This is a genomic window from Sporosarcina sp. FSL K6-5500 (genome assembly GCF_038005665.1).
GTDB classification, from domain to species: Bacteria; Bacillota; Bacilli; order Bacillales_A; family Planococcaceae; genus Sporosarcina; species Sporosarcina psychrophila.
The window spans coordinates 2,144,817-2,171,548 of record NZ_JBBOTP010000001.1; the positions used below are offsets into that span (position 1 = coordinate 2,144,817).

The 26,732-nt window shown below is 42.2% G+C and carries 29 protein-coding genes; 24 read left to right on the forward strand and 5 right to left on the reverse strand.

All coding sequences use genetic code 11. The features are described from left to right. The first annotated feature begins 50 nt into the window (after positions 1 to 50). Positions 51 to 1,376 carry an L-cystine transporter gene (locus tag MKX62_RS10105; RefSeq protein ID WP_082786789.1) on the forward strand — a complete coding sequence of 442 codons (1,326 nt, stop codon included), beginning with the start codon at positions 51 to 53 and terminating at the stop codon, positions 1,374 to 1,376. 343 nt (positions 1,377 to 1,719) lie between these two features. Here the strand turns inward: MKX62_RS10105 and MKX62_RS10110 are convergent, their stop codons facing one another. Further along, positions 1,720 to 2,943, reverse strand: coding sequence for a helix-turn-helix transcriptional regulator (locus MKX62_RS10110; RefSeq protein WP_340742573.1), 1,224 nt, complete (start codon positions 2,941 to 2,943; stop codon positions 1,720 to 1,722). Between the two features lie 123 nt (positions 2,944 to 3,066). Here MKX62_RS10110 and MKX62_RS10115 point away from each other — a divergent pair, with 123 nt between their 5' ends. Beyond that, the gene (locus MKX62_RS10115; protein ID WP_340741343.1) at positions 3,067 to 4,365 is read left to right on the forward strand and encodes an MFS transporter; all 1,299 of its coding nucleotides are present in this window, start codon (positions 3,067 to 3,069) and stop codon (positions 4,363 to 4,365) included. A 78-nt stretch (positions 4,366 to 4,443) separates the two neighbouring features. Here the strand turns inward: MKX62_RS10115 and MKX62_RS10120 are convergent, their stop codons facing one another. Beyond that, complete coding sequence (locus MKX62_RS10120; RefSeq protein WP_340741344.1) at positions 4,444 to 5,622, reverse strand: MFS transporter; 1,179 nt, start codon at positions 5,620 to 5,622, stop codon at positions 4,444 to 4,446. Between the two features lie 383 nt (positions 5,623 to 6,005). Here MKX62_RS10120 and MKX62_RS10125 point away from each other — a divergent pair, with 383 nt between their 5' ends. Further along, a complete protein-coding gene (locus MKX62_RS10125; protein ID WP_186672238.1) occupies positions 6,006 to 6,146 on the forward strand; it encodes an Lmo0850 family protein in 141 nt (46 codons plus the stop codon). Positions 6,147 to 6,334: 188 nt separating this feature from the next. Here MKX62_RS10125 and MKX62_RS10130 read toward each other — a convergent pair whose 3' ends face one another. Continuing rightward, entirely contained in the window at positions 6,335 to 7,519 is a 1,185-nt protein-coding gene (locus MKX62_RS10130; protein ID WP_067205272.1) for an FtsW/RodA/SpoVE family cell cycle protein, read from the reverse strand. A 111-nt stretch (positions 7,520 to 7,630) separates the two neighbouring features. Further along, positions 7,631 to 8,818, reverse strand: a complete 1,188-nt coding sequence (locus MKX62_RS10135; protein WP_340741345.1) for an FtsW/RodA/SpoVE family cell cycle protein — start codon at positions 8,816 to 8,818, stop codon at positions 7,631 to 7,633. Positions 8,819 to 9,002: 184 nt separating this feature from the next. Between MKX62_RS10135 and MKX62_RS10140 the strand changes: the two genes are divergently transcribed. The 8 genes from MKX62_RS10140 (at position 9,003) to MKX62_RS10175 (ending at position 17,142) form a co-directional block, all read left to right on the forward strand. Beyond that, positions 9,003 to 9,335, forward strand: coding sequence for a DMT family transporter (locus MKX62_RS10140; protein WP_067205278.1), 333 nt, complete (start codon positions 9,003 to 9,005; stop codon positions 9,333 to 9,335). Then, positions 9,335 to 9,649, forward strand: coding sequence for a DMT family transporter (locus MKX62_RS10145; protein ID WP_067205281.1), 315 nt, complete (start codon positions 9,335 to 9,337; stop codon positions 9,647 to 9,649). Before MKX62_RS10140 ends, MKX62_RS10145 begins: the two co-directional genes overlap by 1 nt. A gap of 82 nt (positions 9,650 to 9,731) precedes the next feature. Then, complete coding sequence (locus MKX62_RS10150) at positions 9,732 to 10,802, forward strand: D-alanine--D-alanine ligase (RefSeq protein ID WP_340741346.1); 1,071 nt, start codon at positions 9,732 to 9,734, stop codon at positions 10,800 to 10,802. Positions 10,803 to 10,814: 12 nt separating this feature from the next. Then, the gene (locus MKX62_RS10155) at positions 10,815 to 12,200 is read left to right on the forward strand and encodes a UDP-N-acetylmuramoyl-tripeptide--D-alanyl-D-alanine ligase (protein WP_340741347.1); all 1,386 of its coding nucleotides are present in this window, start codon (positions 10,815 to 10,817) and stop codon (positions 12,198 to 12,200) included. After that, a complete protein-coding gene (locus tag MKX62_RS10160) occupies positions 12,197 to 12,889 on the forward strand; it encodes an alpha/beta hydrolase (RefSeq protein ID WP_067205289.1) in 693 nt (230 codons plus the stop codon). The genes MKX62_RS10155 and MKX62_RS10160 overlap by 4 nt, the downstream gene beginning before the upstream one ends. Positions 12,890 to 13,302: 413 nt before the next feature. Then, a complete protein-coding gene (locus tag MKX62_RS10165; protein WP_304627121.1) occupies positions 13,303 to 14,826 on the forward strand; it encodes a DEAD/DEAH box helicase in 1,524 nt (507 codons plus the stop codon). Positions 14,827 to 15,182: 356 nt separating this feature from the next. Next, positions 15,183 to 15,662, forward strand: coding sequence for a PH domain-containing protein (locus tag MKX62_RS10170; protein WP_067205295.1), 480 nt, complete (start codon positions 15,183 to 15,185; stop codon positions 15,660 to 15,662). After that, positions 15,655 to 17,142, forward strand: coding sequence for a PH domain-containing protein (locus tag MKX62_RS10175; protein ID WP_340741348.1), 1,488 nt, complete (start codon positions 15,655 to 15,657; stop codon positions 17,140 to 17,142). Before MKX62_RS10170 ends, MKX62_RS10175 begins: the two co-directional genes overlap by 8 nt. Before the next feature lie 100 nt (positions 17,143 to 17,242). Here the strand turns inward: MKX62_RS10175 and MKX62_RS10180 are convergent, their stop codons facing one another. Beyond that, positions 17,243 to 17,854 (reverse strand): rhomboid family intramembrane serine protease, encoded by a 612-nt coding sequence (locus MKX62_RS10180; protein WP_067205301.1) that lies wholly within the window; start codon positions 17,852 to 17,854, stop codon positions 17,243 to 17,245. A gap of 108 nt (positions 17,855 to 17,962) precedes the next feature. Here MKX62_RS10180 and acpS point away from each other — a divergent pair, with 108 nt between their 5' ends. The 13 genes from acpS (at position 17,963) to MKX62_RS10245 (ending at position 26,458) form a co-directional block, all read left to right on the forward strand. Further along, on the forward strand, positions 17,963 to 18,316 hold the full coding sequence (gene acpS, locus MKX62_RS10185) for a holo-ACP synthase (protein WP_067205304.1): 354 nt from the start codon (positions 17,963 to 17,965) through the stop codon (positions 18,314 to 18,316). A 58-nt stretch (positions 18,317 to 18,374) separates the two neighbouring features. Further along, on the forward strand, positions 18,375 to 19,382 hold the full coding sequence (locus MKX62_RS10190; protein WP_067205307.1) for a LolA family protein: 1,008 nt from the start codon (positions 18,375 to 18,377) through the stop codon (positions 19,380 to 19,382). A gap of 73 nt (positions 19,383 to 19,455) precedes the next feature. After that, a complete protein-coding gene (gene alr / locus MKX62_RS10195) occupies positions 19,456 to 20,595 on the forward strand; it encodes an alanine racemase (RefSeq protein ID WP_340741349.1) in 1,140 nt (379 codons plus the stop codon). A gap of 134 nt (positions 20,596 to 20,729) precedes the next feature. Further along, positions 20,730 to 21,020, forward strand: coding sequence for a transcriptional regulator (locus MKX62_RS10200; RefSeq protein ID WP_231885814.1), 291 nt, complete (start codon positions 20,730 to 20,732; stop codon positions 21,018 to 21,020). Between the two features lie 4 nt (positions 21,021 to 21,024). Continuing rightward, positions 21,025 to 21,375, forward strand: a complete 351-nt coding sequence (locus MKX62_RS10205) for a type II toxin-antitoxin system PemK/MazF family toxin (RefSeq protein ID WP_067205315.1) — start codon at positions 21,025 to 21,027, stop codon at positions 21,373 to 21,375. Positions 21,376 to 21,545: 170 nt separating this feature from the next. Then, a complete protein-coding gene (locus MKX62_RS10210; RefSeq protein WP_067205318.1) occupies positions 21,546 to 22,376 on the forward strand; it encodes an STAS domain-containing protein in 831 nt (276 codons plus the stop codon). After that, positions 22,373 to 22,735: an STAS domain-containing protein gene (locus tag MKX62_RS10215; protein WP_067205320.1), complete on the forward strand. Its 363-nt coding sequence runs from the start codon at positions 22,373 to 22,375 to the stop codon at positions 22,733 to 22,735. The genes MKX62_RS10210 and MKX62_RS10215 overlap by 4 nt, the downstream gene beginning before the upstream one ends. Positions 22,736 to 22,737: 2 nt before the next feature. After that, entirely contained in the window at positions 22,738 to 23,139 is a 402-nt protein-coding gene (locus MKX62_RS10220; protein WP_338653740.1) for an anti-sigma regulatory factor, read from the forward strand. A 14-nt stretch (positions 23,140 to 23,153) separates the two neighbouring features. Beyond that, positions 23,154 to 24,167: a PP2C family protein-serine/threonine phosphatase gene (locus MKX62_RS10225; protein WP_338653739.1), complete on the forward strand. Its 1,014-nt coding sequence runs from the start codon at positions 23,154 to 23,156 to the stop codon at positions 24,165 to 24,167. A 67-nt stretch (positions 24,168 to 24,234) separates the two neighbouring features. Further along, the gene (locus tag MKX62_RS10230) at positions 24,235 to 24,576 is read left to right on the forward strand and encodes an STAS domain-containing protein (protein WP_187046556.1); all 342 of its coding nucleotides are present in this window, start codon (positions 24,235 to 24,237) and stop codon (positions 24,574 to 24,576) included. Then, positions 24,563 to 25,042, forward strand: coding sequence for an anti-sigma B factor RsbW (gene rsbW / locus MKX62_RS10235; protein WP_067205326.1), 480 nt, complete (start codon positions 24,563 to 24,565; stop codon positions 25,040 to 25,042). Before MKX62_RS10230 ends, rsbW begins: the two co-directional genes overlap by 14 nt. Next, on the forward strand, positions 25,017 to 25,862 hold the full coding sequence (gene sigB / locus MKX62_RS10240; protein ID WP_340741350.1) for an RNA polymerase sigma factor SigB: 846 nt from the start codon (positions 25,017 to 25,019) through the stop codon (positions 25,860 to 25,862). The genes rsbW and sigB overlap by 26 nt, the downstream gene beginning before the upstream one ends. Next, on the forward strand, positions 25,862 to 26,458 hold the full coding sequence (locus MKX62_RS10245) for a PP2C family serine/threonine-protein phosphatase (protein WP_067205329.1): 597 nt from the start codon (positions 25,862 to 25,864) through the stop codon (positions 26,456 to 26,458). Before sigB ends, MKX62_RS10245 begins: the two co-directional genes overlap by 1 nt. Positions 26,459 to 26,732: the final 274 nt, after the last annotated feature.

Here is a 26,732-nt window from a genome sequence, read left to right on the forward strand (position 1 = left end):
TTATTTTAAACATTGCCGGGTTGCTCTTGCTCGTCGGTATACTATATAGTATGCATCGCAAAAAGGTTTCGTTTTCAAAACGTGTTTTCACCGGGCTGGGTCTCGGAATCGCATACGGACTTATTTTACACTTCGCATACGGTACAGATTCAACAGTATTGCAGGAGTCTATGCCGTGGTTTAACTTGATAGGAACAGGTTATGTTAAATTACTTCAGATGATTGTTATGCCACTCGTTTTCATTTCAATTCTTGGGGCATTCACGAAAATAACAATCGGCAAGAATTTTGGTAAGATGGCGGGATTGATATTAGGACTTCTTATTGGAACAACTGCAATCGCCGCGGTTATCGGGATTTCTGTTACACTTCTTTTCGGCCTTGATGCGAAGGAAATAGTGCAGGGAGAAGCTGAGCTTGCTCGCGGTGTTTCTATTGAAGAACGATCGGAAGGAGTCGCGGACCGTCCGTTGCCTGATCAGTTAATAGACTTATTGCCTGCGAATCCGTTTCTTGACTTCACAGGTGCACGACCAACTTCAACAATTGGGGTTGTCATCTTTGCGGCATTCCTTGGATTTGCGTATTTGACACTTACAAGAAGAGATGAAAAAAATGCAGCTACTGTGAAAAAGGGAATCGATGCAATCTATTCTCTGATCATGGGTGTTGTAAAGATTGTCTTGCGCTTGACTCCATACGGTATTTTAGCGATTATTGCAACGACCGTAGCGACGTCTGACTTTGCGGCTATCTATAGTCTAGGCAAGTTTGTACTTGCTTCGTATGTAGCGATTTTAATCATGTTCGGCATTCACTTAATCATTATTACGCTATCGGGATTAAACCCAATCACTTACGTGAAAAAAGCAGGGGAAGTATTGATATTTGCTTTCTCCTCAAGATCGAGTGCAGGGGCGCTTCCACTAAACATTGATACACAGACGAATCGTCTCGGCGTACCTGATGGTATTGCCAACTTTGCCGGCTCATTCGGCCTGTCAATCGGTCAAAATGGTTGTGCTGGTATCTACCCTGCGATGCTTGCAGTGATGATTGCACCTTCAGTAGGACAGAACCCACTTGAACCAACATTCCTTGTTACATTGATCGCTATCGTGGCAATCAGCTCATTCGGAGTTGCTGGAGTTGGTGGCGGAGCAACATTCGCTGCGATTCTTGTTCTATCAGCACTGGACTTGCCGATTGTATTAGCAGGACTGCTGATTTCAGTAGAACCGCTCATCGACATGGGCCGTACAGCATTAAACGTCAGTGGATCCATGACGGCGGGTGTTACGACTGCACGTGTAACGGGTGAATTGGATAAAGACATGTACAACGCTCCGCTTGATAAACAGACGGCTGAAGTATAATCGTGCAATCGAGCATAAACTTGCTTGACCGATCATATAATATCGCAATCGAGCATAAATTTGCTTGACCGATCGTATAACTTTGCAATCGAGCATAAACTTGCTTGACCGATCATATAATCTTGCAATCGAGCATAAACTTGCTTGACCGATCATATAATATCGCAATCGAGCATAAACTTGTTCGACCGATCATATAATATCGCAATCGAGCATAAATTTGCTTGACCGATCATATAATCGTGCAATCGAGCATAAATTTGGTCGACCGATCATATATCACTTCAGACCAATCATAAAACAAAAAATACCGCAGAAGACGCGATTGTCTTCTGCGGTATTTTTATTTTGTTAACAATTCATATGTCTCCAAAATGAAATCTTTATAAGGCGTACGGGGCATCATTGAAATGTTCTGCATGGCAAGTCCTGCAAGGCGTCTCGCTTCAATAAGATTGCCTAATTCCATGTAGCAAAGTGCTTTATATGCATCCTTTTCATAAAAAATCGACAAGTCGAATGGATGATGGGTATAGTCTGCAATCTTCACTTTTTCGAGGGCCACGAGTGCATGTTCAAATTCATTTAATCCGAAAAAGGATTTTCCTTTTTCTAGATTAATAAAGGGACTGTAGTCATTAGAATACTTACCTTTATCTAAGAACTGATCCCATTGTTCTTGCGCTTCCTTGTAGGACTTTTTGAAAGAATTTAAATAATGGACTTCCGCAAACTTCGTGAAAAATATTGCTTCTTTATCTTCCGTGAAATCCCCGTATTGGGTTAATTTCTTTAAATAATAAGCGTATTGGTCTTCATCTTCCTCCATTATTGCATGAGCGGTTGCTAGCCTATATAAGTGGTCGATACGATAAAACACCCGCTCCTGCCTTGAGAATTCAATACCGCTTTTCATGACTCGTATGGCAGACTCGGAATCTCCTACTGCAAAAAGGAGAACAGCTTCCATATAATCGAGGTCAAGCCGTGTCATCGGATCGATAAATGCATTTCGAGCTTCGATTTCGGAACGTTCGTGGAGCAAAGTACTTAGTGATTGTGCATAGTTATGCTCGGTAAATTTGACAAATGCCCGGAATATTCCTATGCTTGCGCGCCTCGGAATGATGTTCATCAGATCATACATTGTTGCAGCTCGATCGGAAAATACTTGCCATCCACTCTTTTTTTCATAATAAATACAGCGACTATATATTTCCAATAGGCGCGCTGATTCATAACCTTGTGTCAATTTTGGGACATAGGGCTCAACTAGCGTGATGAGCTGAGTGTATTCATCAGTCCGTACATCAAATTCGGTATTATATAGAATCTCCGCTTTCTCAAGCAGTGCTCTTAGTTCATATGTGCTTACTTCTTCCAATAACTCCACCACTTCTACACCGAGTCTTTCTGCTATATAAGACAGGCTTTCCATCGAAGGATTCGCCTTGTTATTCTCGATGAGACTGAGCATGCCTTTTGTTAGCTCATCACCCGCTAAAGCCTCCAACGTCAATTTCCGTTGTTTTCGTAATTTGCGTATTCGCTCACCTAACGTTTCGATAGGTCACACCTCCACTGTTTTAATTACGTAGTTTAATTATATTAAACTTTAACTTGTAATGGAAGTGTTTATCATGTTATTATTCGTTTAATGAAATTAAACAATTCAGACAGGAGTGTTTGTATGCAAGAGGTTTTAAAGCTTAAAAAAGCTACTTATCATCTGTGGACGTTCACAATCAGTAAGCTCATTTCTTCGTTCGGGGCACAGGTATATGCATTCGCTATTAGTTTTTACATTTTACAACTAACTGGATCCGCAACAAGTTTTGCGACGAACCTTATTTGCAACCTTTTACCACGGACACTCGTTGCGCCTTTTGCAGGCTACGCGGCTGATCGGTATTCAAGAAAGACAATCATTATTACCGCTCAAGTTGCTTCAACTCTTGCAATCGGGGGGCTCTTGATTGTAAGTCTGACTTCTGGATTGTCTTTAATTGCAATCTACACTACAACTGTTGTTTTATCGATCACATCAACATTTTCGGGCGTAACATTCAGCTCTTCTATTACTGGACTTATTGATGAAGGACGAATTCAAAAAGCGATGTCTCTGAACCAAATGTCCATTTCATTTGCGGCAATCGGAAGCCCGGCGGTAGGTGGTTTATTGTATGGAACAGTCCCGATGCCGGTATTTCTCATAATGTATATGACTGCTTCGATTATTGGGGTATTTCTAGAATCAACGATGAATTTCAAGTTATTTGCGAAACGTAAAGAAATAGTCGATGGGGAACCGAATGAATCGATGATGCAAAGTATGAAGGCTGGATTAGCCTATTTAAAATTACAACCAATTCTGATGACATTGATTTGGATTGCTTTATTCATCAACTTTCTATTTGGTGCATTCCAAGTCGGTTATTCCTTCATTCTTATTGAAAAGATGAAGATGGTATCGACACATTTTGGATTGACGGAAGGTGCATTTGCGGTGGGGATGCTACTATTGTCAATCTATCTGACGATGCGTAAAGAAGTGAAGTATCCGTTGCTTGTCTCAAAACGAGGCATTCTCGGAATGGGTGCCATTATGGGAAGCGTAGCAATTCCTCTTTTAATACCTATGCACTATAATTTTATGTTTGGGTTTTATGCATTCGTCATGTTTAGCTTTGGAGCAACAATAATTATAGTAAATACGCCCATGCAAGTAATGATGCAGAAAATGATTGACGATGATTATAAAGGACGCGTATTTGCAATCCTGGAAACAATGTCGATGGCACTTATGCCCCTTGGAGTAGTTATCTACGGGTTCTTATATGATATATTCCCGGCACAATGGATTCTCATTGTTTCGAGTCTAATACTAATTGGGGTTATTCTCGTGTTGGCGCGGCCATCAGTCATGATTAAAGCTCATCCGGAACTCGGAAATTCAAATGTGAAGGAATCAGAGGTTATTTCAGAATAATTATTAGCAACATTTTTAATGTGAAATAGCAAAGACCACCTGTCTTCAATTTTAGAAAGGTGGTCTTTACTATTCGTATTAGTTATTCAGCGTTGCTTCCAAATTCCGCAACGATTTAGCAGACTTCCTAAAGGCAAAGATTAGCCCGATAGATAGAACTGCAAGAACTGTGGAAATGAAGTACATATTGGCGGCTTCTTGCGTGAAAATCCATGTGAATAGCAGCGGACCGATGATGCGTCCCATATTGTCCATAGAATATGTCATCCCAGCAGCCGTTCCGTATTTTCCGCCAGACTCTTTTGTTGTTAATGAAACGAGTACCGTACGGGCAAGTGCGTTCCCCGCAGTGAAGACACTCAGCGCAAAACCGGCCCAGAAAAGGCTTGATGTAAACGGAATAAGGAATAGGCCAAGTGCGGTAACGATCTGCGCCCCAATAATCCATTTCGTTTCCGTTCCGTTTTTCACACGGCGAACGACGCCGCCTTGAATTGCCGCGTCGACGAAACCACTAGCCATAAACAAGTAACCAAGCTGAAGTGGTGTGATTTCAATTTTGGAGATTTGGAACAGCTGGAACGTAGATTCAAGCCCGGCGAGAAGGAATGTCACCATGAACGAGAATAGAAATAGATAACGGATACGATATTGCCAAAGCATAGCTCCACCTTTTGGGAGGAGAGCACGTTTATTCGCCTCTCCACGTCGTTCCGGTTCCTTCAATATAATTCCTGCATAAATCATAAGGAGCACTGTCAAGGTACCTGAAGCAATGAATGGTAATTGAAGACTGACATTACCAAGTATGCCCCCGATTGCTGGTCCGAAAATAAAACCAAGTCCAATTGACATACCAAGCAGTCCCATATATTTATTACGGTTTTCTTCATCCGTCATATCTGCAACGAATCCAGTAACAGCGGTGTAAAGTGCACCAGAGAATATCCCTCCCACAACGCGTGACGCGTACAATAGCGGCAAGTTCTCGATGAACAAAGCAAATAGGAAGAAACTAAGACTGAAGCCAATTAGTCCTATTAAAATGAGCTTTTTTCTTCCGGTTCTGTCTGACAAAGCCCCCCATAGCGGCGCGGTAAAGAAAGAAGCTAGTGCATAAACAGTCAGTAATCCGCCAACATGTACTTCAGATAATCCTTGCTGCAAGATAACTTCAGGAAGAATTGGAATTATAATACCAAACCCAAGATAAACAAAAAATTGTACGGACATAAGTAAAAGGATTGCTTTTTTCATATTCAAACCCACTTTCGACTGAATCAATATATTCATTCTACCCTTCGTATGTAAATCAGACAATGGAAAAGGGGAGGAGGTGGTAGGTTTACAATGTATTGTCTGAAGTTGATAACACTAAGTGGAAAGTAAACAACGTTTTGTCCAAAGTAAACAACGCTACCCGGAAAATTCATCTGCAAATAGATTTTTTGTCAAATTACCTACCTTGATGTATGAAACATTTACAAAAAGTTAATAACTGTAACAATAATGAAAGATTTAAAAGTGGACAGGAGTGGTATAATTGTAGTACGAGCAAAATAGAACGACATTTACCTGTAGAACGAAACTTTACTGATGCATATTCGTCTAGAACTAATAGAAAGGTCGAGGTGGAAAAGATGGCTAAAGAAGTTGATTTGAAAACAATCATCTCCAACTTGGCGAAGTTGGGTGTTTCGGCTACGATGACGAAATCCCGTCTGGAAATGCTGAAAGCCCTCGCGCCACTTGCACAAGCCCCACAAATTCAATCTCAATAAAGAAAGTGATAGTACCAAGACAAAAAAAGCTTCGACGGATTTTTCCGTCGAAGCTTTTTTTGTCTTGGTGTCTAGACTCCAGGCGCCAGCCGCTCGGGTCATAAGCAATTCAGCTATGTGGCAAAGGGCGCCACGTCGCTAGATCGACTTATGCCTGTCGCGTCTAAGCGGGCGCTTTCCGCTATTCTTTATTCGTCATCATCCGAACTAAACATGTACGTCCTATGATGGTACTTCATACTGAATACTAATCCAATTGCGAGCATATTCCCCATTAGTGAACTACCGCCATAACTGATGAATGGCAGCGGGATGCCAGTAATCGGGAGTAGCTGAATCGTCATCCCGATGTTTTCAAAGACATGGAACGTAATCATTGCAATAATACCTGCGCATATATACGTACTAAATGGATCTTTCAATTCAAGCGTAATTTTCGTCAAGTGATAAATGAGGAAAAAGTACAAGCAAATAACTAAGCTAGCGCCGATGAATCCCCAATCTTCCCCAATCGTTGTGAAGATGAAATCGGTGTGGCTTTCTGCGACGTACACTTCGCGGCCTTTATAACCTTTTCCGAAAACTTCACCCGAGCCAATCGCATTGAGTGACGTAATAAGGTGACGCCCTTCATTCGAAGAATAGGAATAAGGATCGAGCCATGAATAGATACGTTCAAACATATATGGTCTTAAACCAAGTTTGTTTTGAAGGAAGTCCTGTGCATAGAGTGTCATCCACAGCAAAGTCGCTCCAATCGTCGCGGTCCCGACAAATACTGGCAAAATTATTCGCCACGTAATTCCTGCTACAACGACGAATGCTGCTGTAATCGCTATGAAGACAAGTCCAGTACCAAGATCGGTCTGCATCATGATGAAAAGCAACGGCAAGAATAGAACAGCAATTATTTTCCCGAGTAAAAAAAAGTCGGTCTTCAATGTTTTCTTAACGAACTTTTCGTGATGCGTCGTAATCATGCGCGCCATGCCGATGATGAAAAATGTCTTCATGAACTCAGCGGGTTGGATGCTTCCTACCCCAGGGAGGTGAAACCAGCTTTTTGCACCATTTCTTTTTGCCACAAGCTCCATGCTATCCGGAAGAATAATTAGCAGGGCTAAAATAAATACACCGCCGCCATAAATAATCCAGGCAGCTTTCTTATATTGATCCGGTTCTAAAAACATCGTAATCGCGATAATAACACATCCGATGAAGTACCATTGAATTTGCGAGGGTACGAAGTTTATGGTGTATTGGCCAGTCGTCTGAGCCGAAGCGATCGCGAACAAGCTGACAAGGAAAAATAACAGCAGGATAAATGCAAGTGTCCAGTCAAAACGATCTGCCGGTTTATTAGGTATTTTCATATATAGTCACCTTGATTTCACTAAAATAGGATTACTTTCTACATTTCTTAGTATAACGGAAAGGAGTTGCGATGGTTTCTTTTTTTACTATTGTCTAATGAACTCTGCTAATCAATCTTCATCATCAGAGTCGAACAAATACGTTCGATGATGGAATTTCATACTGAAGACTAAACCGATTGCGAGCATATTACTCATTAGCGAACTCCCGCCGTAACTGATGAATGGTAGGGGGATTCCGGTAATCGGAAGTAACTGGATTGTCATGCCTATGTTTTCAAAGACATGGAACGTAATCATGGCGATAATACCTGTACAGACATACACGCTAAATGGATCTTTTAGTTCAAGTGCAACACGCGTCAAATGATAAATAAGGATGAAAAACAATGTAATCACGAGACTAGCGCCTATGAAGCCGTATTCTTCTCCGATAACACTGAATATGAAATCGGTATGATTTTCTGGAATGTATACTTCGCGACTTTGAAAACCTTTGCCGTTAATACCACCTGAGCCGATAGCTGTCATGGAGGTTAGTAGGTTATAACCCTCATCAGAAGGGTAAGAATATGGATCGAGCCACGAATAAACTCTTTTAAACTGGTAGCGGGAAAAACCGAGTGTGTCTTCCATGAAATCTTGCGCATAGAGGGCCATCCATAATAATCCCCCACCAATTGCGGCTGTTCCTGCGAAAAGTGGTAACAGAATTCTCCATGAAATTCCTGCAACGACAATGACGGCGGCCGTAATTGCCATGAATACTAAAGAAGTTCCGAGGTCAGGCTGTTTCACAATGAATGCGAGCGGTAGGAGTAGAACAACCATAATCTTTCCAAGGAGAAGAAAATCCGTTTTTATTGTTCTTTCCACAAAGTTTTCATTATGAGAACTCACCATGCGCGCCATGCCTAGGATGAAAAATGTTTTTATGAATTCAGAAGGTTGAATTGTTCCGATAGCCGGAAGATGAAGCCATCTTTTTGCGCCAAGTCGCATTTCAGCAATTTGTCCATCTCCTCCTGGGGCGAAAAAGAGGAAGGCGAGAAGAAAAACTCCGAGTCCGTATAAGTACCATGCCATCTGTTTATATTGTTCAGGTTCCAGATACATCGCCATAGCAATGATGAATGCGCCTACGATATACCATCTAATTTGTAATGGCACAAAGTTTATTGAATACTGCCCGGATGTTTGAGCGGAAGCAATTGTAAATATGCTTATAATGCAAAATAGCAATAAAATAAAGGCTAGTGTCCAGTCGAAACGATCTGCAGGCTTGTTTGTTTGTTTCATATTATCACCTGTTTTTCCATCTAATCTAGCATTCTTAAGTATAGCTCATCGGAGTAGAGTATGCATTTCCTCATATTGGACGTAAAGGCAACCGCGAAGTTGCCTCTTGAAAGATGGGCATGCTAAACTTGTGGGGAATTTAAGGTCTATTTTAACTGTGTGAATATGAGAGGAGATTTTCGTTGTGGCATGGATTTATTTACTGATCGCAGGCATGACTGAAATCATTTGGGCAATTGGATTAAAAGAAGCGCAGGGCTTTACAGTCCTTCTCCCTTCAATAGTAACGCTAGTTTTCATCATAGTTAGCTTTTTCCTGTTCGCGAAAGCAATGGAGAAAATACCCATTGGTACTGCATATGCTATTTTTACAGGAATCGGTGCGGCTGGAACAGCAATTGTCGGTATTATCCTATTCAATGAAGGAGCAGGTATTGGTAAACTGTTTTTTCTAGTGCTTCTTCTTGTTGGCATCGTCGGACTTAAACTTGCTGATGGACAGGGGGAGACTAAATAGTGTCTTGGATAATCTTAATTATTGCGGGGCTATTCGAAGTGGCGTTCGTTATTATGATGAAATTATCGGAAGGATTCCGAAATAAAAAATATACAGTATTGACTGTTCTAACAGCAGCACTCAGTTTCTTTTTATTATCAGTTGCTATAAAAGATTTACCCGTTGGAACAGGGTATGCCGTTTGGGCGGGAATAGGTGCAGCAGGTAGTGTTCTAATTGGCATGGTTTTTTTTCGTGAAAAGCGAAGTGCGCTAAAGTTCCTGTTTTTATCCTTCATCATTGCAGGTGTTACGGGACTTAAGTTGTTTGGTTGAATATCTTACATAAAATCATCATGAATGTGAGCTGTTCATGGTAAACTGAAGGAATGAAACTAATAGATTGTGAGGGGAAAATATGAAGAAAAAACTAGGATTGGTCTACGGTGGAAAATCAGCTGAGCATGAGGTGTCGCTGTCGACTGCACGTGCAGTGACACAAGCGGTGGACTTTGATAAATACGAAGTAGTTCCAATTTATATAACGTACGACGGTGAGTGGAGAAAAGGAGAATCACTTGAAAGCTCTGCGAAAACGATTGAAGAGCTTCGCCTTGAGGGGAATGGTTCCAGTCAACCAGATAGTATACATGCTTTCTTGAATGGAGGAACGGGCGCTCCAGACGTCATTTTTCCACTTTTGCACGGAACAAATGGTGAAGATGGAACGGTTCAAGGGTTCTTTGAGGTGATGAATGTCCCTTACGTCGGTAATGGTGTACTGGCATCGTCAGCGGGAATGGACAAAGTCGTCATGAAGCAGTTATTCGCGCAAGTAGGATTGAAACAAGTGCCTTATGTACACTTTATCCGTACTGGATGGGTTAAAGAACAGCAACAGTTAGTCGACAAAATGGAAACAGAGCTCGGCTGGCCGATGTTCGTAAAACCTGCGAATCTTGGTTCCAGTGTGGGTATAAGCATGGCAACGGACCGCAAAGGTTTAATCGAAGCTGTGGATATTGCCCTGAAATTCGACCGGAAAATCATCGTCGAACAAGGCGTAACTGCACGTGAAATCGAAATGGGCGTCATGGGTAACGACGAACCGCTATGCTCAGTGTCAGGGGAGATTAAACCTGTTGCGGCATTTTACGATTATGAAGCGAAATATACAGATGGCAACACAACACTGGCCATTCCTGCACAAGTAACTGAGGAAGTTAAAAAGACAATGGAAGACATGGCTGTCCGTGCCTTTAAAGTGCTTGACTGTTCGGGACTCGTCCGTGCAGACTTTTTTGTCACTTCGGACGACGAAGTCTTGATTAATGAAGTGAATACAATGCCAGGTTTTACACCGACAAGCATGTTCCCGCTACTATGGCAGAAAACAGGTGTAGCTTATCCTGAATTAATCAACGGGCTGATCGAACTAGCACTGGAACGACATGCGGAAAAGCAAACATTACAATATACGATGGATTGAGTGTGATTTGAAGTGAAACGGAAGTTAAGCGAAATCGCTGATTGGATACAGGCGGCTGGCCAAAATTTAGAAGACATATTCGCAACGGGTGTGTCCATTGATTCAAGAACTGCATCGGCGGGGGACCTATTTATCCCTTTTCGTGGGGAACAAGTAAATGGTCACAATTATGTGGAACAAGCGATTAAACAGGGTGCTGTCGCATCTTTATGGATGAAAGATGAACCGGATCCACCTGCAAATGTGCCGTTAATTTTCGTCGAGAATCCCGAGTTGGCGCTCCAGGAAATGGCACGCATTTATCGGGGGATGCTTCAATGTAAAGTCGTCGGCATTACAGGGTCGAATGGCAAAACATCAACAAAGGATTTAATTGCAAGTGTATTGTCTCCGTATTTCAACGTCCGAAAAACGGAAGGGAACTATAATAATGAACTTGGTTTACCATTGACGATATTGTCGCTTGAGGAAGATACCGAGTTTGCAATCTTGGAAATGGGCATGAGTGGGTTCGGGGAAATTTCCTTTTTATCGAAACTGGCGAAACCACATTTTGCTGTGATTACGAATATCGGAGAAGCGCATATGCAGGATCTTGGATCGCGTGCAGGAATCGCCAAAGCGAAATTCGAAATTATCGATGGATTGCAAGAAGGTGGCAAGCTATTTTACGACGGCGACGAACCGCTTCTACAAGGTCTTGTTGATCAGCTTACTGCAGTTCAAGCTGTTTCGTTTGGCTATGAAAAAGAAACGATGTTGTCACTCGAAAAGATTGAATCTGGCGATGAAGGAAGTCGTTTTACAGTCACTGGCTTACTAGACGGAGAATTCACAATCCCTGTATACGGGGCGCATCAAGTTAAAAATGCGCTGGCTGCAATTCTTATTGCAAATGAAGCAGCTATCAGTGTCGATGACATCCGCGGATCACTTCGCCAAGCGTCCTTAACGGATATGCGTATGCAGCCGGTTAGTGTCGATAATGGTGCATTGTTCATTAATGACGCATACAACGCAGCACCGACATCAATGCGTGCAGCACTTGCTTTCATGGAGGATACTGAATTACGTAAAGAAAAATGGGTTGTACTTGCTGATATGTTAGAACTGGGTGACGAAGAGCAGGTTTATCATGAAAATCTAGCCGATGAACTGGTTGCGATGAAGCTAGAAGGCATTCTACTCTATGGTCCGCGTATGAAATGGTTACATGATAAATTGCAAAACGGTGGCATGGAAACGCGGCTATTTTGGTCAGAAAAGGATTATACTCCTATTGTGAACGCACTCCGGGAATATACTGGCGTAGATTCGATTGTACTGTTAAAAGGTTCACGTGGAATGGCACTTGAATATATTCTAGAAGATCTGATGGGTAAAGGAGCCGGGAAATGAAAACGGGCGTGCTATTCATACATGGCTTTACAGGCGGTCCATTTGAAGTAAGGCCGCTTGTGAATTTCTTGAAAATGAAAACGAACTGGCAGTTAGCTATACCGACATTGACTGGCCATGGCATCACGCTGAATCTTGAAAAAGGATCCGCTGCTTCCTGGTTGATGGAAGCGGAACTTGCACTTAAAAGACTGCAAAAAGAAGTCGACCGCGTAATCGTGGTCGGCTTTTCGATGGGCGGACTGATTGCGATGTATCTTGGACTGAGGTATAAAATCGACAAACTTGTCTTGTTAAGCGCGGCGGCAAGATATATAAGTCCACGCATCCTTTTGAAAGAGATGAGAATCATGTTGGCAAAACCGCTTATGAAAAAATATCCACCAAATACATTTTATCATTTGTATGAATATAAGCTTGCACACACACCGTTGCGTGCAGTCTTCGAATTTTTACGCATTGTGAGCATCGTCAAACCTTATTATGGTTTGATTAAAACACCTGTATGTATCGTTCAAGGTGAGAAAGATGGAATTGTCCCGTTTACTACCGCTGAGCACTTGTTAAAAAAACTTGGCTCCGAAAAAAAGGAATTCATAAAATCACCTGTTGGGAAGCATCATATCTGTTACAGCGATGACTGTGACAATTGGTTCAATGAAGTGCTTCGGTTCATGCGGGAAGATTGACCATGGGTGAGTGAAAAATTGGCTTTTTGATGATGTCTAGATCCAGCGTCTAGGCGAGCCGCTTTCGCTTTTTGGTGAGTAAACTGATTATTACTACTTAAGCGGATTGATTGCGAAGTGCTTTTTCCCATGGTATACTGTGATGAACATTGGATACATTTACGTAGCACTCTTCAAGAAGTGAAGGGTACTTTTTTTGAATATAACGGTTTGCTCATATAAGTTGGACGAATTGTCCATTGATCGAACCGCTCGGCAAAGACCGGGCTTTCCTTTTCAACCATAACCTCTACTTATACTATAGAGAATGCAAAATATCGGAAACGTTCCCTTTTAACAGGCTCGAATTTGCCGTGCCTTCATTTGCAAATGTAACCAATTGTCAAATGAAAAAACAAAGGAGATTGATAAGTTTGACTAATTTTTCGGATTTAAATATCAGTGAATCAACACAACGCGCACTAGCTAAAATGGGGTTTGAAGAAGCAACACCAATCCAAGAAGGTACTGTCCGTTTTGGTATGGAAGGTCGCGACGTTATCGGCCAGGCACAAACTGGTACTGGTAAAACAGCTGCATTTGGTATTCCAATCATTGAAAAGGTTGATATCAGAAACACTGCAGTACAGGCACTTGTAATTGCTCCAACACGCGAATTGGCTATTCAGGTTTCTGAAGAAATCTACAGAATTGGTGCTGACAAACGTGTACGCATTCTTTCTGTTTACGGTGGACAAGAAATTGGACGTCAGATCCGTGCATTGCGCAATAACCCACAAATCATCGTTGGTACGCCAGGACGTATTCTTGACCATATCAAACGTAAAACATTGAAATTAGACGGCGTACAAACACTTGTACTTGACGAAGCAGATGAAATGTTGAACATGGGCTTCATCGAAGACATCAACACAATTCTTGCGAGTGTACCGGCTGAGCGCCAAACACTTCTATTCTCGGCTACTATGCCTGGACCAATCCGCAAAATTGCAGAAACGTTCATGAAAAACCCGGAAATGGTTAAAATCAAGTCTAAAGAAATGACTGTTGAAAATATCGAACAGTTCTTCGTTAAATCACAAGAACGCGAAAAGTTTGATATCCTTTCACGTCTTCTAAATGTTCAACAACCTGAACTTGCAATCATCTTTGGTCGTACAAAACGTCGCGTTGACGAACTATCTCAGGCACTAGGTATCCGCGGATACATTGCTGAAGGAATTCACGGCGACTTGACTCAAGCGAAACGGATGTCTGTCCTTAAGCAATTCAAAGAAGGTAAAGTTGATATCCTTGTTGCAACTGACGTTGCGGCACGTGGACTCGATATTTCAGGCGTAACACACGTTTACAACTTCGATATTCCACAAGATCCTGAAAGCTATGTTCACCGTATTGGTCGTACAGGACGCGCAGGGAAAAGTGGAGTAGCAATTACATTCGTAACACCACGTGAAATGGGTTACCTTCGTATTGTAGAAGAAACAACTAAAAAACAAATGACTCCATTGAACCCACCATCTTCTGACGAAGCAATTCTTGGTCAGCAACGTGTGGCTGTGGAACAACTTACTGAAATTGTTACTAAAAATGAATTGAGTGATTATACACATCTTGCAGCTGATTTACTTGAGAAATTCGAAGCTAAAGATCTAGTTGCAGCAGCACTTCGTTCATTAACTCGCGAACCGAATGATACACCTGTATCAATTTCGGAAGAGCGTCCATTACCATCACGCGGAAATTCTCGCGGCGGCGGCGGTGGTTATAAAGGTAACCGTAGCGGCGGACGTCCATCAAGCGGTGGCGGCGGACGTGGTTATGGCGGCGGAGCTCGTCGTAGTGGCGGAAGTGGCGGCAACGCACCAAGCGGTAGCCGTGACGGAGCTAGAAGAGACAGCAGCAGTCGTTCACGTACAACTAAATCAGATCGTTAATAATGAACCTTTAAAAGATCCGGATAGCGCAATGAGCGCTTACCCGGATCTTTTTTTGTATACAATAAAGTTCGAAGGGGAATGTGAGGACTAGGCAACACCAAGTCCGAGGTATGCAACGAAGTCTCTGAACTAAATAACACAAAGCCGAAACTAAGCAACATCCACACGACAAAGCAACGTTTCGTCTGAACTAGACAACATATAGCTCAAGGTATGCAACGCAATCTCCAAACTAAACAACACTACGCGAAAACTAAACAACACTCCCTCAACCCTCTTAGCAACAATCCATCAAAATGAAACATTTCGCGCTCTTAATCGTATAGAATAAGTAGAGAGGAAGAGGTGTTCATATGAGAGAACAACCGGTGAATCGTATATCGGAAAAAGGATTAAAGGTATGGAGATTATACGGCATTATGGAAACAGGATTCCTTTTACTTGTAGCAATTGCCGCGGGGGTATTGGCTTATATATTTGAAGGTCCATGGTGGATATATGCGGTGGCTGCGGTTGTCGTAATCTTATTCGCGTACTTTTTCATTTATTTATTTCCAAAAGTTAAATGGATGCGATGGCGCTATGAAGTGCGTGAATCAGAAATTGAGCTGCAACATGGTATTTTTATCGTCAAACGGACGTTGATTCCAATGGTGCGTGTTCAGCACGTAGACACCGCGCAAGGACCGATTTTACGAAAATATAACTTGGCGGAAATCACGATTTCCACGGCGGCGACGAATCATACAATACCTGCTCTTGTGATGGAAGAGGCGGATGAACTTCGGAGCAGGATATCAGCGCTTGCAAGGGTGGCGGAAGAAGATGTCTGAGACACGCTATAAATTACACTGGATTACAGCCATTATTGAAGTATTGAAGACGGCGAAAGATGCGATATTACCGATTATTGTCCTCGTGTTCGCTAATGGGCTGAATGATGTGGGATCTGGGAAATGGTATTTGGATTACTTATCCTTCATCATTTTCGGAGTCCTCATTATCGCTTTTTTCATCACAGGTATTATTAAGTGGAAACGTTTTGAATACTGGTTTGAAGATAATGAACTTCGAATCGAATATGGGTTATTTGTGAAAAAGAAACGCTATATTCCGTTTGACCGAATTCAAAGCCTCGATTATACGGAAGGGATTTTGCACCGACCTTTCAAACTTGTCAAAGTGAAAGTGGAGACAGCAGGTAGCTCCTCTTCGAAAAAGTCGGAGGCAGAATTGACCGCGATTACGAAAGAGGCGGCAAGTAGAATTGAAATGGAAATAGCGCAGGCGAAAAGTGGTAAGAAGGAAACTTTGCTGGAAAATGGAGAACTGCCAGAAATAATTCAAGCAGTGGAAGAACCGCAAAGGAAATCAGTTTTTACAATGTCATCGAAAGGTCTGCTTATCCTAGCAACTACATCAGGTGGGATTGGAATTATTCTTTCGGGCGTGGGGATCTTCTTATCGCAGTTTGCGGAGATGATACCGTTTCAATGGATGTATGAAGAGATTTCAGGCTTCATCAAGTTCGGTCTTCTTATCGTTGCAATTGCTGTGTTTTTAGGATTCGTTTTTGTGTGGGGGATATCGGTTGCCATGACATTCCTGGCATATTACGGTTTTACTGTTTCACTTGAAAAAGAAGACATCGTTATTACGCGCGGTCTACTTGAGAAAAAACGGATGACAGTGCCGCTGAACAGGGTTCAAAGCGTACGTATTATTGAGAATCCTTTTAGGCAACTATTCGGCTACGCTGCTGTTGCAATTGATAGTGCGGGAGGAGGCGGAGCGGAAGGGGCGAAAATAAATTTATTTCCTTTGGTAAAAAAAGCGGATATCAATGGACCATTGAAAGAGATATTCCCGGATCTTATACTTGATGAACCGACGGAAAAACTGCCAGCACGCGGCAAGCGCTTTTTCTATCGTAGCGATTTCCTATGGATGATTCCTGCGATCGGCGCATTGACATACTTTTTCTTTCCATACGGGTTGTTGTCACTCCTCATCGTACCGGTCATTGTCCTATTCGGATTATGGCAACATCGATCGGCTGCTTACGGGATATCGGGTAATCAGCTGACGATGCGATTCAGGAACCTTAGCCTTCAGACCGCTTTCTTGATGAAAAAAAGAATTCAATCGATGGAAATGAAACAAAACTACTTCCACAAACGAAAAAGTGTAGCCACATTAGCCACTAACATCAAATCTGGTATGAGTACTTTTAGTGCACAAGTACATCATATGGAAGAGTCAGAAGCCGAGAAGCTGCTTTCGTGGTATGAGAAGAATTCGAAGGATGCTTGATTCGCTTTCAATAGGTACAAAAAAGAGCAGGGATAACCCTGCTCTTTTACCTAAAGATAAGTTTTTCACCTGGAGCGGTGTCTAGACTCCGGCGTTTTCTTTATCTTTTTTTACTTTTCCAACTGACGATCCGTTTGGGATGAAAATAGCTAAGTCCTATTAAAAATCCGACGATTAACCCCGCAATATGGGCGGTCGCATTAATGTTGGGCTGGACATAGGTCATAACTATGCTGATAACAATAATTGGAAGGATAATCTGTCTTAGCTGCGGTAAGATATGCTTCGTATAATAGACAAGTGCTCCAAATGCTCCGAGAATCCCAAAAACTGCACCACTTGCGCCGAGACTTTGATAGTTAGGGGCTTGTAGGAAAAATGTGGCAATATTAGCGAAAATGCCCGATAGCATATATATTGTCAGGAAGCGTGCCTTACCTGCGATTTTCTCAAGTTCAGGTCCGAAAATGAAAAGAGAGAACATATTAAACAGTAGATGCATGATACCACCGTGAAGGAACATCGGTGTTAGAAGTCTCCACCATTCCCCGTCGGAGATAAGGAAGTTGACGCCGACGCCGGCGTATAATACTTGTGTCCCGATAACCGGGATGATCGTCACGAGATAAATAAGGATATTCAAAGCAAGGAAAAACGTCACCACCGGATAGAGGCGGATGTATTGCGAGAAGCTTTCTGTACGGCTAAACATGTATTCACCTCAATCTATGACTTCATTATACATATTTTATCGTCTAGGCTCCAGTGCTTGATCAAGGTGTCGACGATTTTTTTGCAAACTTTGGAAGGAGGAATTATTTTGATTGCAGGAATTGGGCTTGATATCGTCGAATTGGATAGAATCGCCAAGTTGGATGCTAGGTCTCCGAAATTCCGTATGCGCATTTTAACTATGGAAGAGCTGGAAATTTACGAATCGCACACGACTAATCGGCGAATAGAATTCCTTGCGGGTCGTTTTGCTGGGAAAGAAGCGTTTGCTAAAGCGAAAGGAACAGGAATTGGCACGCAGTGTAGTTTCTTGGATATCAGCATATTGCCTGAACTGAGTGGCAAACCGACTGTGTTTTTCAAAGGAGATTCAATCACTGGTTTCATATCTATAACTCATACGCGAACCGTAGCAGCAGCTCAAGTTATCCTTCTTGCATAATTGTTCGTCCTTCCTCATAAGATGACCTACCCGATTGAAATGAGAAAGGATGAACTGTATGCGTAGCCGAATAGTTGCTCTTTTGTTAGTTGTAGTCATGGTAGTCCTTGCGGCATGTGGATCGCCGTCGAAAGAGGATGTCATGAAGAAACTCAGTGGAAAGTGGAATGAAGCGAAGGGGTATGATTTGCAAGCGACCATGGAAATTAAGACTGGAGCCGAGCCGCGTTCATATGAGGTCGCTGTTTGGCATACGAAGCCGTCTTTCTATCGCGTTAATGTAACGCAGGCAGGAAGTAAGGATTCCCAGATGATTGTACGTAATAAAGAAGGTGTTTTTGTTGTTACCCCATCACTCGGTAAGACCTACAAGTTCCAAAGTGACTGGCCTTCTCAAAATAGCCAGGCGTATTTAATAGGTGCGTTGTCGGAAGATATTAAAGCTGATAAAAATGCGACAATGACGGAAAAAGAGAAAACGTACGTCTTTGAAACGGCCACGAGAAATAACCATAAGAAGGTTTTGCCAACCCAACAGATCCATATTGACAAAAAGACATTGCTACCAACGTATGTCTCCGTACTGGATGAAAACAAGGTGGAGAAGATTCGCATTACGTTCAATAAGATTACACTTGGCGTCGAACGAAAAGCTGGCGATTACAAAGTAGATATGGATGAGACGAATACAGGTAAAGAAACTGAACCAGCCGCAGATGATGAAGCAACAGGACTCTCAACGTATTATCCATCAGTAGCTTGGGCGGATGGCACTCTTGTTGATGAAGAAATCGTGAAAATGGATAGCGGTACACGAACATTCATGACTTTTGGAGGAGAAAAAGAGTTCATTATTGTTCAAGAGCCAGCAGTTAGAGCGGAAAATAAAATGGCAGTCTCCATTGAAGGTGATCCTGTCGATCTTGGATTTACTGTTGCAGCCCTTACGGAAAATTCGATTCGTTGGGAAAGTGGAGGCGTTTCATTCTTCATCGCATCCGATAATTTGACGCAAGATGAACTGATTGAAGTAGCAGGATCGATGCAAGTGGAGGGGATGAAATAATATAACTAAGGTTGACGAAGAAAGGGCAAGGGATGGATAATGGAGAGTACTACAGTACAAATGAGGGATTGTTATGGAAGACTCTATTCATTATCGTCCTACAACAGCCATCGTCGATCTAGCGGCGATTCGGGCCAATGTTCGGAATTTGAAAGAGTATTTGGGAAGTGAAACCGCAGTAATTGCAGTTGTGAAAGCAGACGGTTACGGTCACGGTGAAGTTGAAGTGGCTCAAGCTGCTTTTGAAGCTGGTGCAGAAATGGTCTCGGTGGCAACACCTGACGAGGCGATACGACTCCGAATGGCTGGTATTAGTGGGGACATTCTTGTTATGGGACCGTCTCCGCTTGTGTTTGCTGAAAAAGCAGCTGAATTGGGGATTATACTAACAGTTTCGAGTGCCGAGTGGTTGAAATCGGCATTAGACGTTAGTGAAAAGTTCGTGCAACAATTGAAGATACATGTAAAAATTGACAGTGGAATGGGTAGAATCGGATTGAGGGATGAGGATGCTCTTCGGTCCCTTATGTCGGTCGTAAATAGTTCTAAACAAGTGCTACTGGACGGTATCTTCACACACTTCGCTTGTGCTGATGAAGAAAACACTGAAAACACAGAAGAACAATTTATTAAGTTCATGAGGTTAGTGCAGACGCTGTCGGAAAAACCACGACTTGTTCACGCATCGAATAGCGCGGCGTCCCTCCTCTATCCCGAATATGCGCTTGATGCAGTCCGTTTCGGAATCGGACTTTATGGCATCGCGCCTTCGGAATATGTAGGAGGGAAATTGCCGTTTCGTCTTGAAAGATCATTGCGAATCGAAAGCGAACTTGCTTATGTAAAGTTGTTGGAGGTGGGCAATCGAATCAGTTATGGCGGTACCTATGTAACTTCGAGTGCAGAATGGATCGGCACAATCCCGATTGGTTATGCAGATGGTTTGAGACGTGGTCTGCGCGGACAGGAAGTACTCATTGATGGAGAACGAATGCCTATTATTGGAACCATCTGCATGGATCAATGCATGGTGAAGCTTCCGCGAGAACTGGCGGTTGGCGAAAAAGTTGTTCTAATAGGTCGTCAAGATAAAGAAGAAGTTACGATGGAGGAGTGGGCGGAGCGACTCGGCACGATTCCATATGAAATTGCTGTTTCCATTGCGAAGCGAGTACCGAGAATATACACAGGGAAAGATGGACAGAATATATAATATTCGCACATTCGACAAAAAAACCTAGCAGCTTTGCAGAATCCTGTCAATAAAATTCCTTTCGTGTCTTCTCATTGTCGGTATACAATGGTAAGATGGACTTGTATTGAAATGAGGGAACGGTTTTGTCGGAGGTGCTAACGTTGCGTGCAAATAAAAACTTTAAAGAAGTTATTGTTAAAATTCCGAAACGGATGCTGAATGAAAATGAACATACGGTCGTTCATCAGGAACTGGACCGTGGTGATTTCGTTTATATTTCGACAAAGCGATATGTAACTGACTATGAATCGGATACGATCAGGGAAGAGATGATGAACGGTTATCTCGAAATGTCGCAAATCAACCTTAGAATCGCCACGGAATGCTTGCATGTGGAATTTGAAGCCCAGCATACGGTAGAACGTCTCGTAAGCGGAGGATGAAAAGTTGGCAATAAAACGTGGAGACGTCTTTTTTGCAGATCTGTCGCCTGTTGTTGGTTCTGAACAGGGAGGTACGAGACCGGTCCTTGTCATCCAAAATGATATTGGAAATCGGTTTAGTCCGACGGTAATTATTGCGGCAATCACTGCGCAAATTCAAAAAGCGAAATTGCCTACACATGTTGAAATTGATGCGGTACGATACGGCTTCGAGCGGGATTCGGTTATTCTGCTCGAGCAGGTCCGCACAATCGACAAGTCGAGGCTTACAGATAAGATTACGCATCTAGATGAATTTTTGATGGAACAGGTCGATGAAGCGCTCGAAGTAAGTTTCGGCCTCATCAAATTCTGAGCATACATATAAGAAAAAACACCATGGATTCGTTTCTATGGTGTTCTTTTCATTGCAGTCACTTTTCCGTTACCTAAGTAATATGACAAAAAGAGTGTATTGCATCACTCTTTTCGTTACAATGAAGATACGTAAATTTGGAATTCACAAGGAGGCTTATTGGAACAATTATGAGTATTCAACTGGTGGAAGGCGTAAACGAAAATATTAATGAGATTATTGAACGATGGCAATTACTAATGAAGGATGAAAAGGGAGAGAAGTTTTTTCATTTTATGCCTGAACAACTTGTAGAAAAGACGAGCAGTGAGTTTGCGGCGTTGATGACATCGAATATTTATGAACAAGACATTGTCAATACTGAGAAGTTGAAGGAATTTACTGTGAAGGTTGTCCGATTTGGTTGGTCTATTAAATTTGTAAATAAAGCAATTGATAACTTTTCGAAAATTGTTTTCGAATTATTGGAGGAAAAAGGGGTTATTGAACAAAGTAATTTACGGTTTTATATGACACTTTTCGATAATTGGATTTTGCCTTTACGCGAAAGTATCATAGAAGCCTATTCCGTGGAATGGGAACGGACCGTCAGTTTGCAGAAAATCGCCTTGCAGGAACTGTCGGCTTCATTGATACCGGTTTTCGAAAAGATATCAGTAATGCCGCTTGTTGGTACGATCGATACCGAGCGGGCAAAATTAATTATGGAAAACTTACTGGAAGGTGTAGTCAAGCAGCGCGCCGAAGTAGTACTTCTTGATATTACCGGTGTACCAGTCGTGGATACAATGGTTGCTCATCATATCATCCAGGCAGCGGATGCAGTCCGTCTTGTCGGAGCAAAATGTATGCTGGTTGGAATTCGGCCGGAAATTGCCCAAACCATCGTTACGCTTGGTATTAACTTGAATGATTTCACAACAACTAGCACGTTGCAGCGCGGAATGCAGGAGGCACTTGGACTGACGAACCGGACAGTAGTGGAGGTTGAACAATCATGAATATGAGAATTCCGATTTTGAAATTAAATGACACATTAATTGTTTCTGTTCAATGGGAACTTGACGATCAGACGGCCCTCCAGTTTCAAGAGGATTTATTGAGGAAAATGCATGAAACGACGGCAAGGGGTGTTGTTATTGATTTGACACCAATTGATTTCATCGATTCTTTTATTGCAAAAGTGTTGGGAGATGTTATCAGTATGTCTGGTTTAATGGGGGCGAAAGTCGTCATTACAGGGATTCAGCCTGCCGTTGCAATTACGCTTATCGAACTTGGGATTCGTTTGGAGAACGTTTTGACGGCACTCGATCTCGAAAACGGATTGGACAAACTGCGTAAAGAATTGGAGGCCTAACAATGGAGTACTGGTCTTCTGTAGACATATACACGGAGTGGGACATTGTTGCTGCCCGCCAGTTGGGCCGGAATGAAGCGAAGAAGTCCGGCTTCGGTACGGTCGATCAGGCACGTATCACAACGGCAATTAGTGAATTAGCACGTAATATCTATTTATACGCTGGAAAAGGTAAGATAGAAATAAAGCGGTTGTCTGAAAATGACCTGTACGGAATTACGATTATAGCTTCAGATAATGGCCCAGGAATTTCGGACATGCGTAAAGTGATGGAAGACGGATTCTCGACTTCTGGAGGACTTGGTGCAGGTATGCCGGGCGTGAGAAGGCTTATGGATGAATTTAAAGTGGACACGGAGCCTGGAGTAGGAACAACGATTACAACTACAAAATGGCTCCGATGAGGAGATGATGATGAATGCCTCTGGAAGTTGGGAAGCAGTATAAAGAAATATTGAAGCAATATGTTGATGGACAAAATGAAGAAGATCTTTATGTTGGACAACAGTTTAGCAGGCAATTTATAGAGAAGGATATATCGCCCGAAGACGTTATCAGTATCCATAAAACAGCACTCACTGAAGTCTTGCCGGATATGCCGGAAAAGCTATGGCATTCGTTTGACTTTTTGATTGAAATGATGATTCATTACGGGCTTGCTCTTAGGGAGCATCAGAGTCTCATTCAAAAACAAGAAGAAATTCAGATTGAAATGAATGTAGCGGCAAAAGTACAAGATACGCTTCTGAAAACGAAGAAGCCAGATTTTAAAGAGCTTGATATTGGATTCGTAACAGAGCCGGCTAAGCAGATGAGCGGCGACTATATTTATTTCCTGAATGATAATAGTTACGAAGCGGGTGTGGCTGTAGCTGATGTTATCGGAAAAGGGATTCCGGCGGCACTTTGCATGTCAATGATCAAGTTTGGAATGGACGGTTTGCAGAACGAAAATACAAGTCCGAGGAATGTCCTTGATATTGTTAACAGAATCGTAGAAAAAAGTGTTGATGATTCGATGTTCATTTCTATGTTTTATGGAAAGTATGATGCAAGGGACTCTAGTTTTTCATATGCTACCGCGGGACATGAACCTGCCCTCCTATATAAGGCGGCGACGGGGGAATTTACGGAACTTCATGCAAAAGGACTTCTCCTTGGTGTTCATCCAAATGTCGTTTATGAAGAGAAATCAGTCCTTCTAGAAGAAGGCGACTTTATCGTGATGATGACGGATGGCGTTACCGAAGTACGAACGGATACTGGTTTCATTGATGATCAAGTGATCAAATTGATCTTAGCGGAAGTGAAAGACGAATCTGCACAAAAAATTGCTGATACAGTATACCAAAGGCTAGCGTATCTCCAAAACTTTCATTTACGCGATGATTTTACGATTGTTATTTTCAAAAAAGAGAACGATAAGGTTTAAGATTTTATGAGTAGGGTATATGTATCTCTACTATGCTATTTTAAAAAAAGGAATTCGGGGTGTAATTATGAATTTGCAAGTCGACTTAGTGGAAGAAAATAGTGTTCAACGATTTAAAATTGTTGGAGAAATAGATGCGTTCACAGCACCAAAATTAAAAGAGTGTCTTGCATCGGCAGAAAATGTGGAAAACATGCAAGCAGAATTAGACTTATCTGAAGTTGGATATATGGACAGCACTGGACTTGGTATTTTTGTCGGGTTCTATAAAGCTGTCAAGGCTAATGGAGGGCATGTGAAAATAGTTGGTGTAAACACTCGTTTAAAAAGATTATTCGAAATAACTGGTTTAGCTGAAGTTATGGATATCGTAATGGTAGAAAGTAGGGACAGAGATGCAACCGTATGATTATATTGAAATCAAGGTTCCCGCAAAAGCGCAATATGTTGGAGTTGCTCGACTCGCGATTTCAGGACTGGCAAGCCGACTTGGTTTTACTTATGATGAAATTGAAGATTTAAAGATTGCCTCGAGTGAAGCGATTACTAATGCAGTTCAGCATGCATATAAAGAGGATGATGAAGGGGAAGTTGTAGTTGGTTGTGCTCTTTTTGTGGACAAATTAGAAATTATGGTCGCGGATCATGGGAAAAGTTTTGATTTTGAGGAAACGAAGAAACGCGTAGGACCATACAATGAACAGGAAGAAGTTCAATTTCTTCGTGAAGGTGGACTAGGCCTCTATTTAATGGAGACACTGATGGATGATGTAAAAGTGCTTCATGAGGAGGGTGTGACAGTCTTTATGACTAAATATCTCGGTGGAGAGCGGGGGGATGAGGATGTCGATGTCGAAAGAACCATCTCCTCTTGAATCTAAAACGGAAGAACAATCCCTTTCTCAAGCAGGAGGAAGCGAACCATCTCTCCGTGGAAGTGGAACGAAGCTAGAAGTCCTTGAATGGATTAAACGTTATCAAGAAACCAATGATGATGAGGCGCAGACAAATTTGGTTCTACACTATGAACGTCTCATTCAATCAATCGCCCGAAAGTACTCTAACGGTAAGTCCTTTCATGAAGATATTGCCCAGGTCGGCATGCTAGGACTTCTTGGAGCGATACGTAGGTATAATCCGGAATATGGAAGAAGTTTTGAAGCGTTTGCGGTGCCAACGGTCATCGGTGAAATTAAGCGTTTTCTCCGCGATAAGACATGGGCAATACATGTTCCACGCCGTATAAAAGAACTGGGACCAAAAATCAAGGCAGCTGTCGAAACGTTAACAATAGAAATGCAACGTTCTCCTCTTGTTAGTGAAATTGCGGAATACCTTGATGTAGAAGAAGAAGTGGTCCTCGAAGCGATGGAGATGGGGAGAAGTTATCAAGCACTCTCAATGGATCATACTCTCGATGCTGATTCTGAAGGGGGCACGATAACACTATTCGATATTATTGGTGAGAATGATGGTGGCTTTGAGAAAACAGATCAACGTATGGTTGTTGCGAATGCTCTAAATGTATTATCGGAACGTGAAAAACAAATCATCCAGTATACATATATTGAACAACTGAGCCAAAAAGAAACAGGAGAACGACTCGGTATTTCTCAAATGCATGTTTCAAGATTACAACGCAAAGCGATTAAGAAGTTACAGGAAGCAATATTGTCGGCTGGTGGTGCGTTATAGTGGATTCGATAATAACTGAGCATGTTGAAGCGTATGTTTATCAGGAAGCGAAGTTTGGAAATCGAGAATGTGGTGACTCTTATTTTATCCATGCGGAGGAAGACTATTTCATCTGCGCAATTGCGGATGGATTAGGTAATGGACCGATTGCACGCCAATCTTCTCAAATTCTTCCTAAAGTGTTGAAAGAATATCATCATGAGTCAATAGACGAATTACTTAGCCGCTGTAATGAACATATGGTGCAAAAGCGTGGTGCGGCAGTAGCTATCGTCAAAGTCGATTACAAGCAAAAAACAATTCAGTATAGTTGTGTTGGCAATGTCCGTTTTTATATGCTTCATGATTGCGATAAGATGATTTATCCTTTACCGGTAATGGGCTATCTTTCAGGGAGACCGCAAAAGTTAAAAACGCAACAATACAACTATGAAAAGGGAGACCTATTTTTCCTCCATTCAGATGGCGTCATACTTAGAAGCCCGAAAGCTTCATTGAAGGAAAGTTCGGGACCTTGTGAGCTATATCAAAAAGTGCTGGCTTCAATTGAACACGGTGACGATGCAACATTTATAGCTGGAAGCCTACTTCTGTGAGTTGGAGGTGGGCTTTTTTATTGCGGGAAATTATAAAGTCTTGGATTGCGGATAGAATGCAATATGGAGATTTCCCATCTAGATTCAAATCCATATCGGTTAGAACGGGCGCTTACGCTTTTGTTTTCAGGTAAGAAAGTATACGATTTTTTGACTTAGAATAGTGTCTAGCTCCAGGCGCCAGCCGCTTGGAGGCCCACAGGATGTGGGTCACCTAGCCATTGCCGCAGGACGCGGCGTACTTAGGCTAGGTTCCTTAAAAGCAATCCAACTA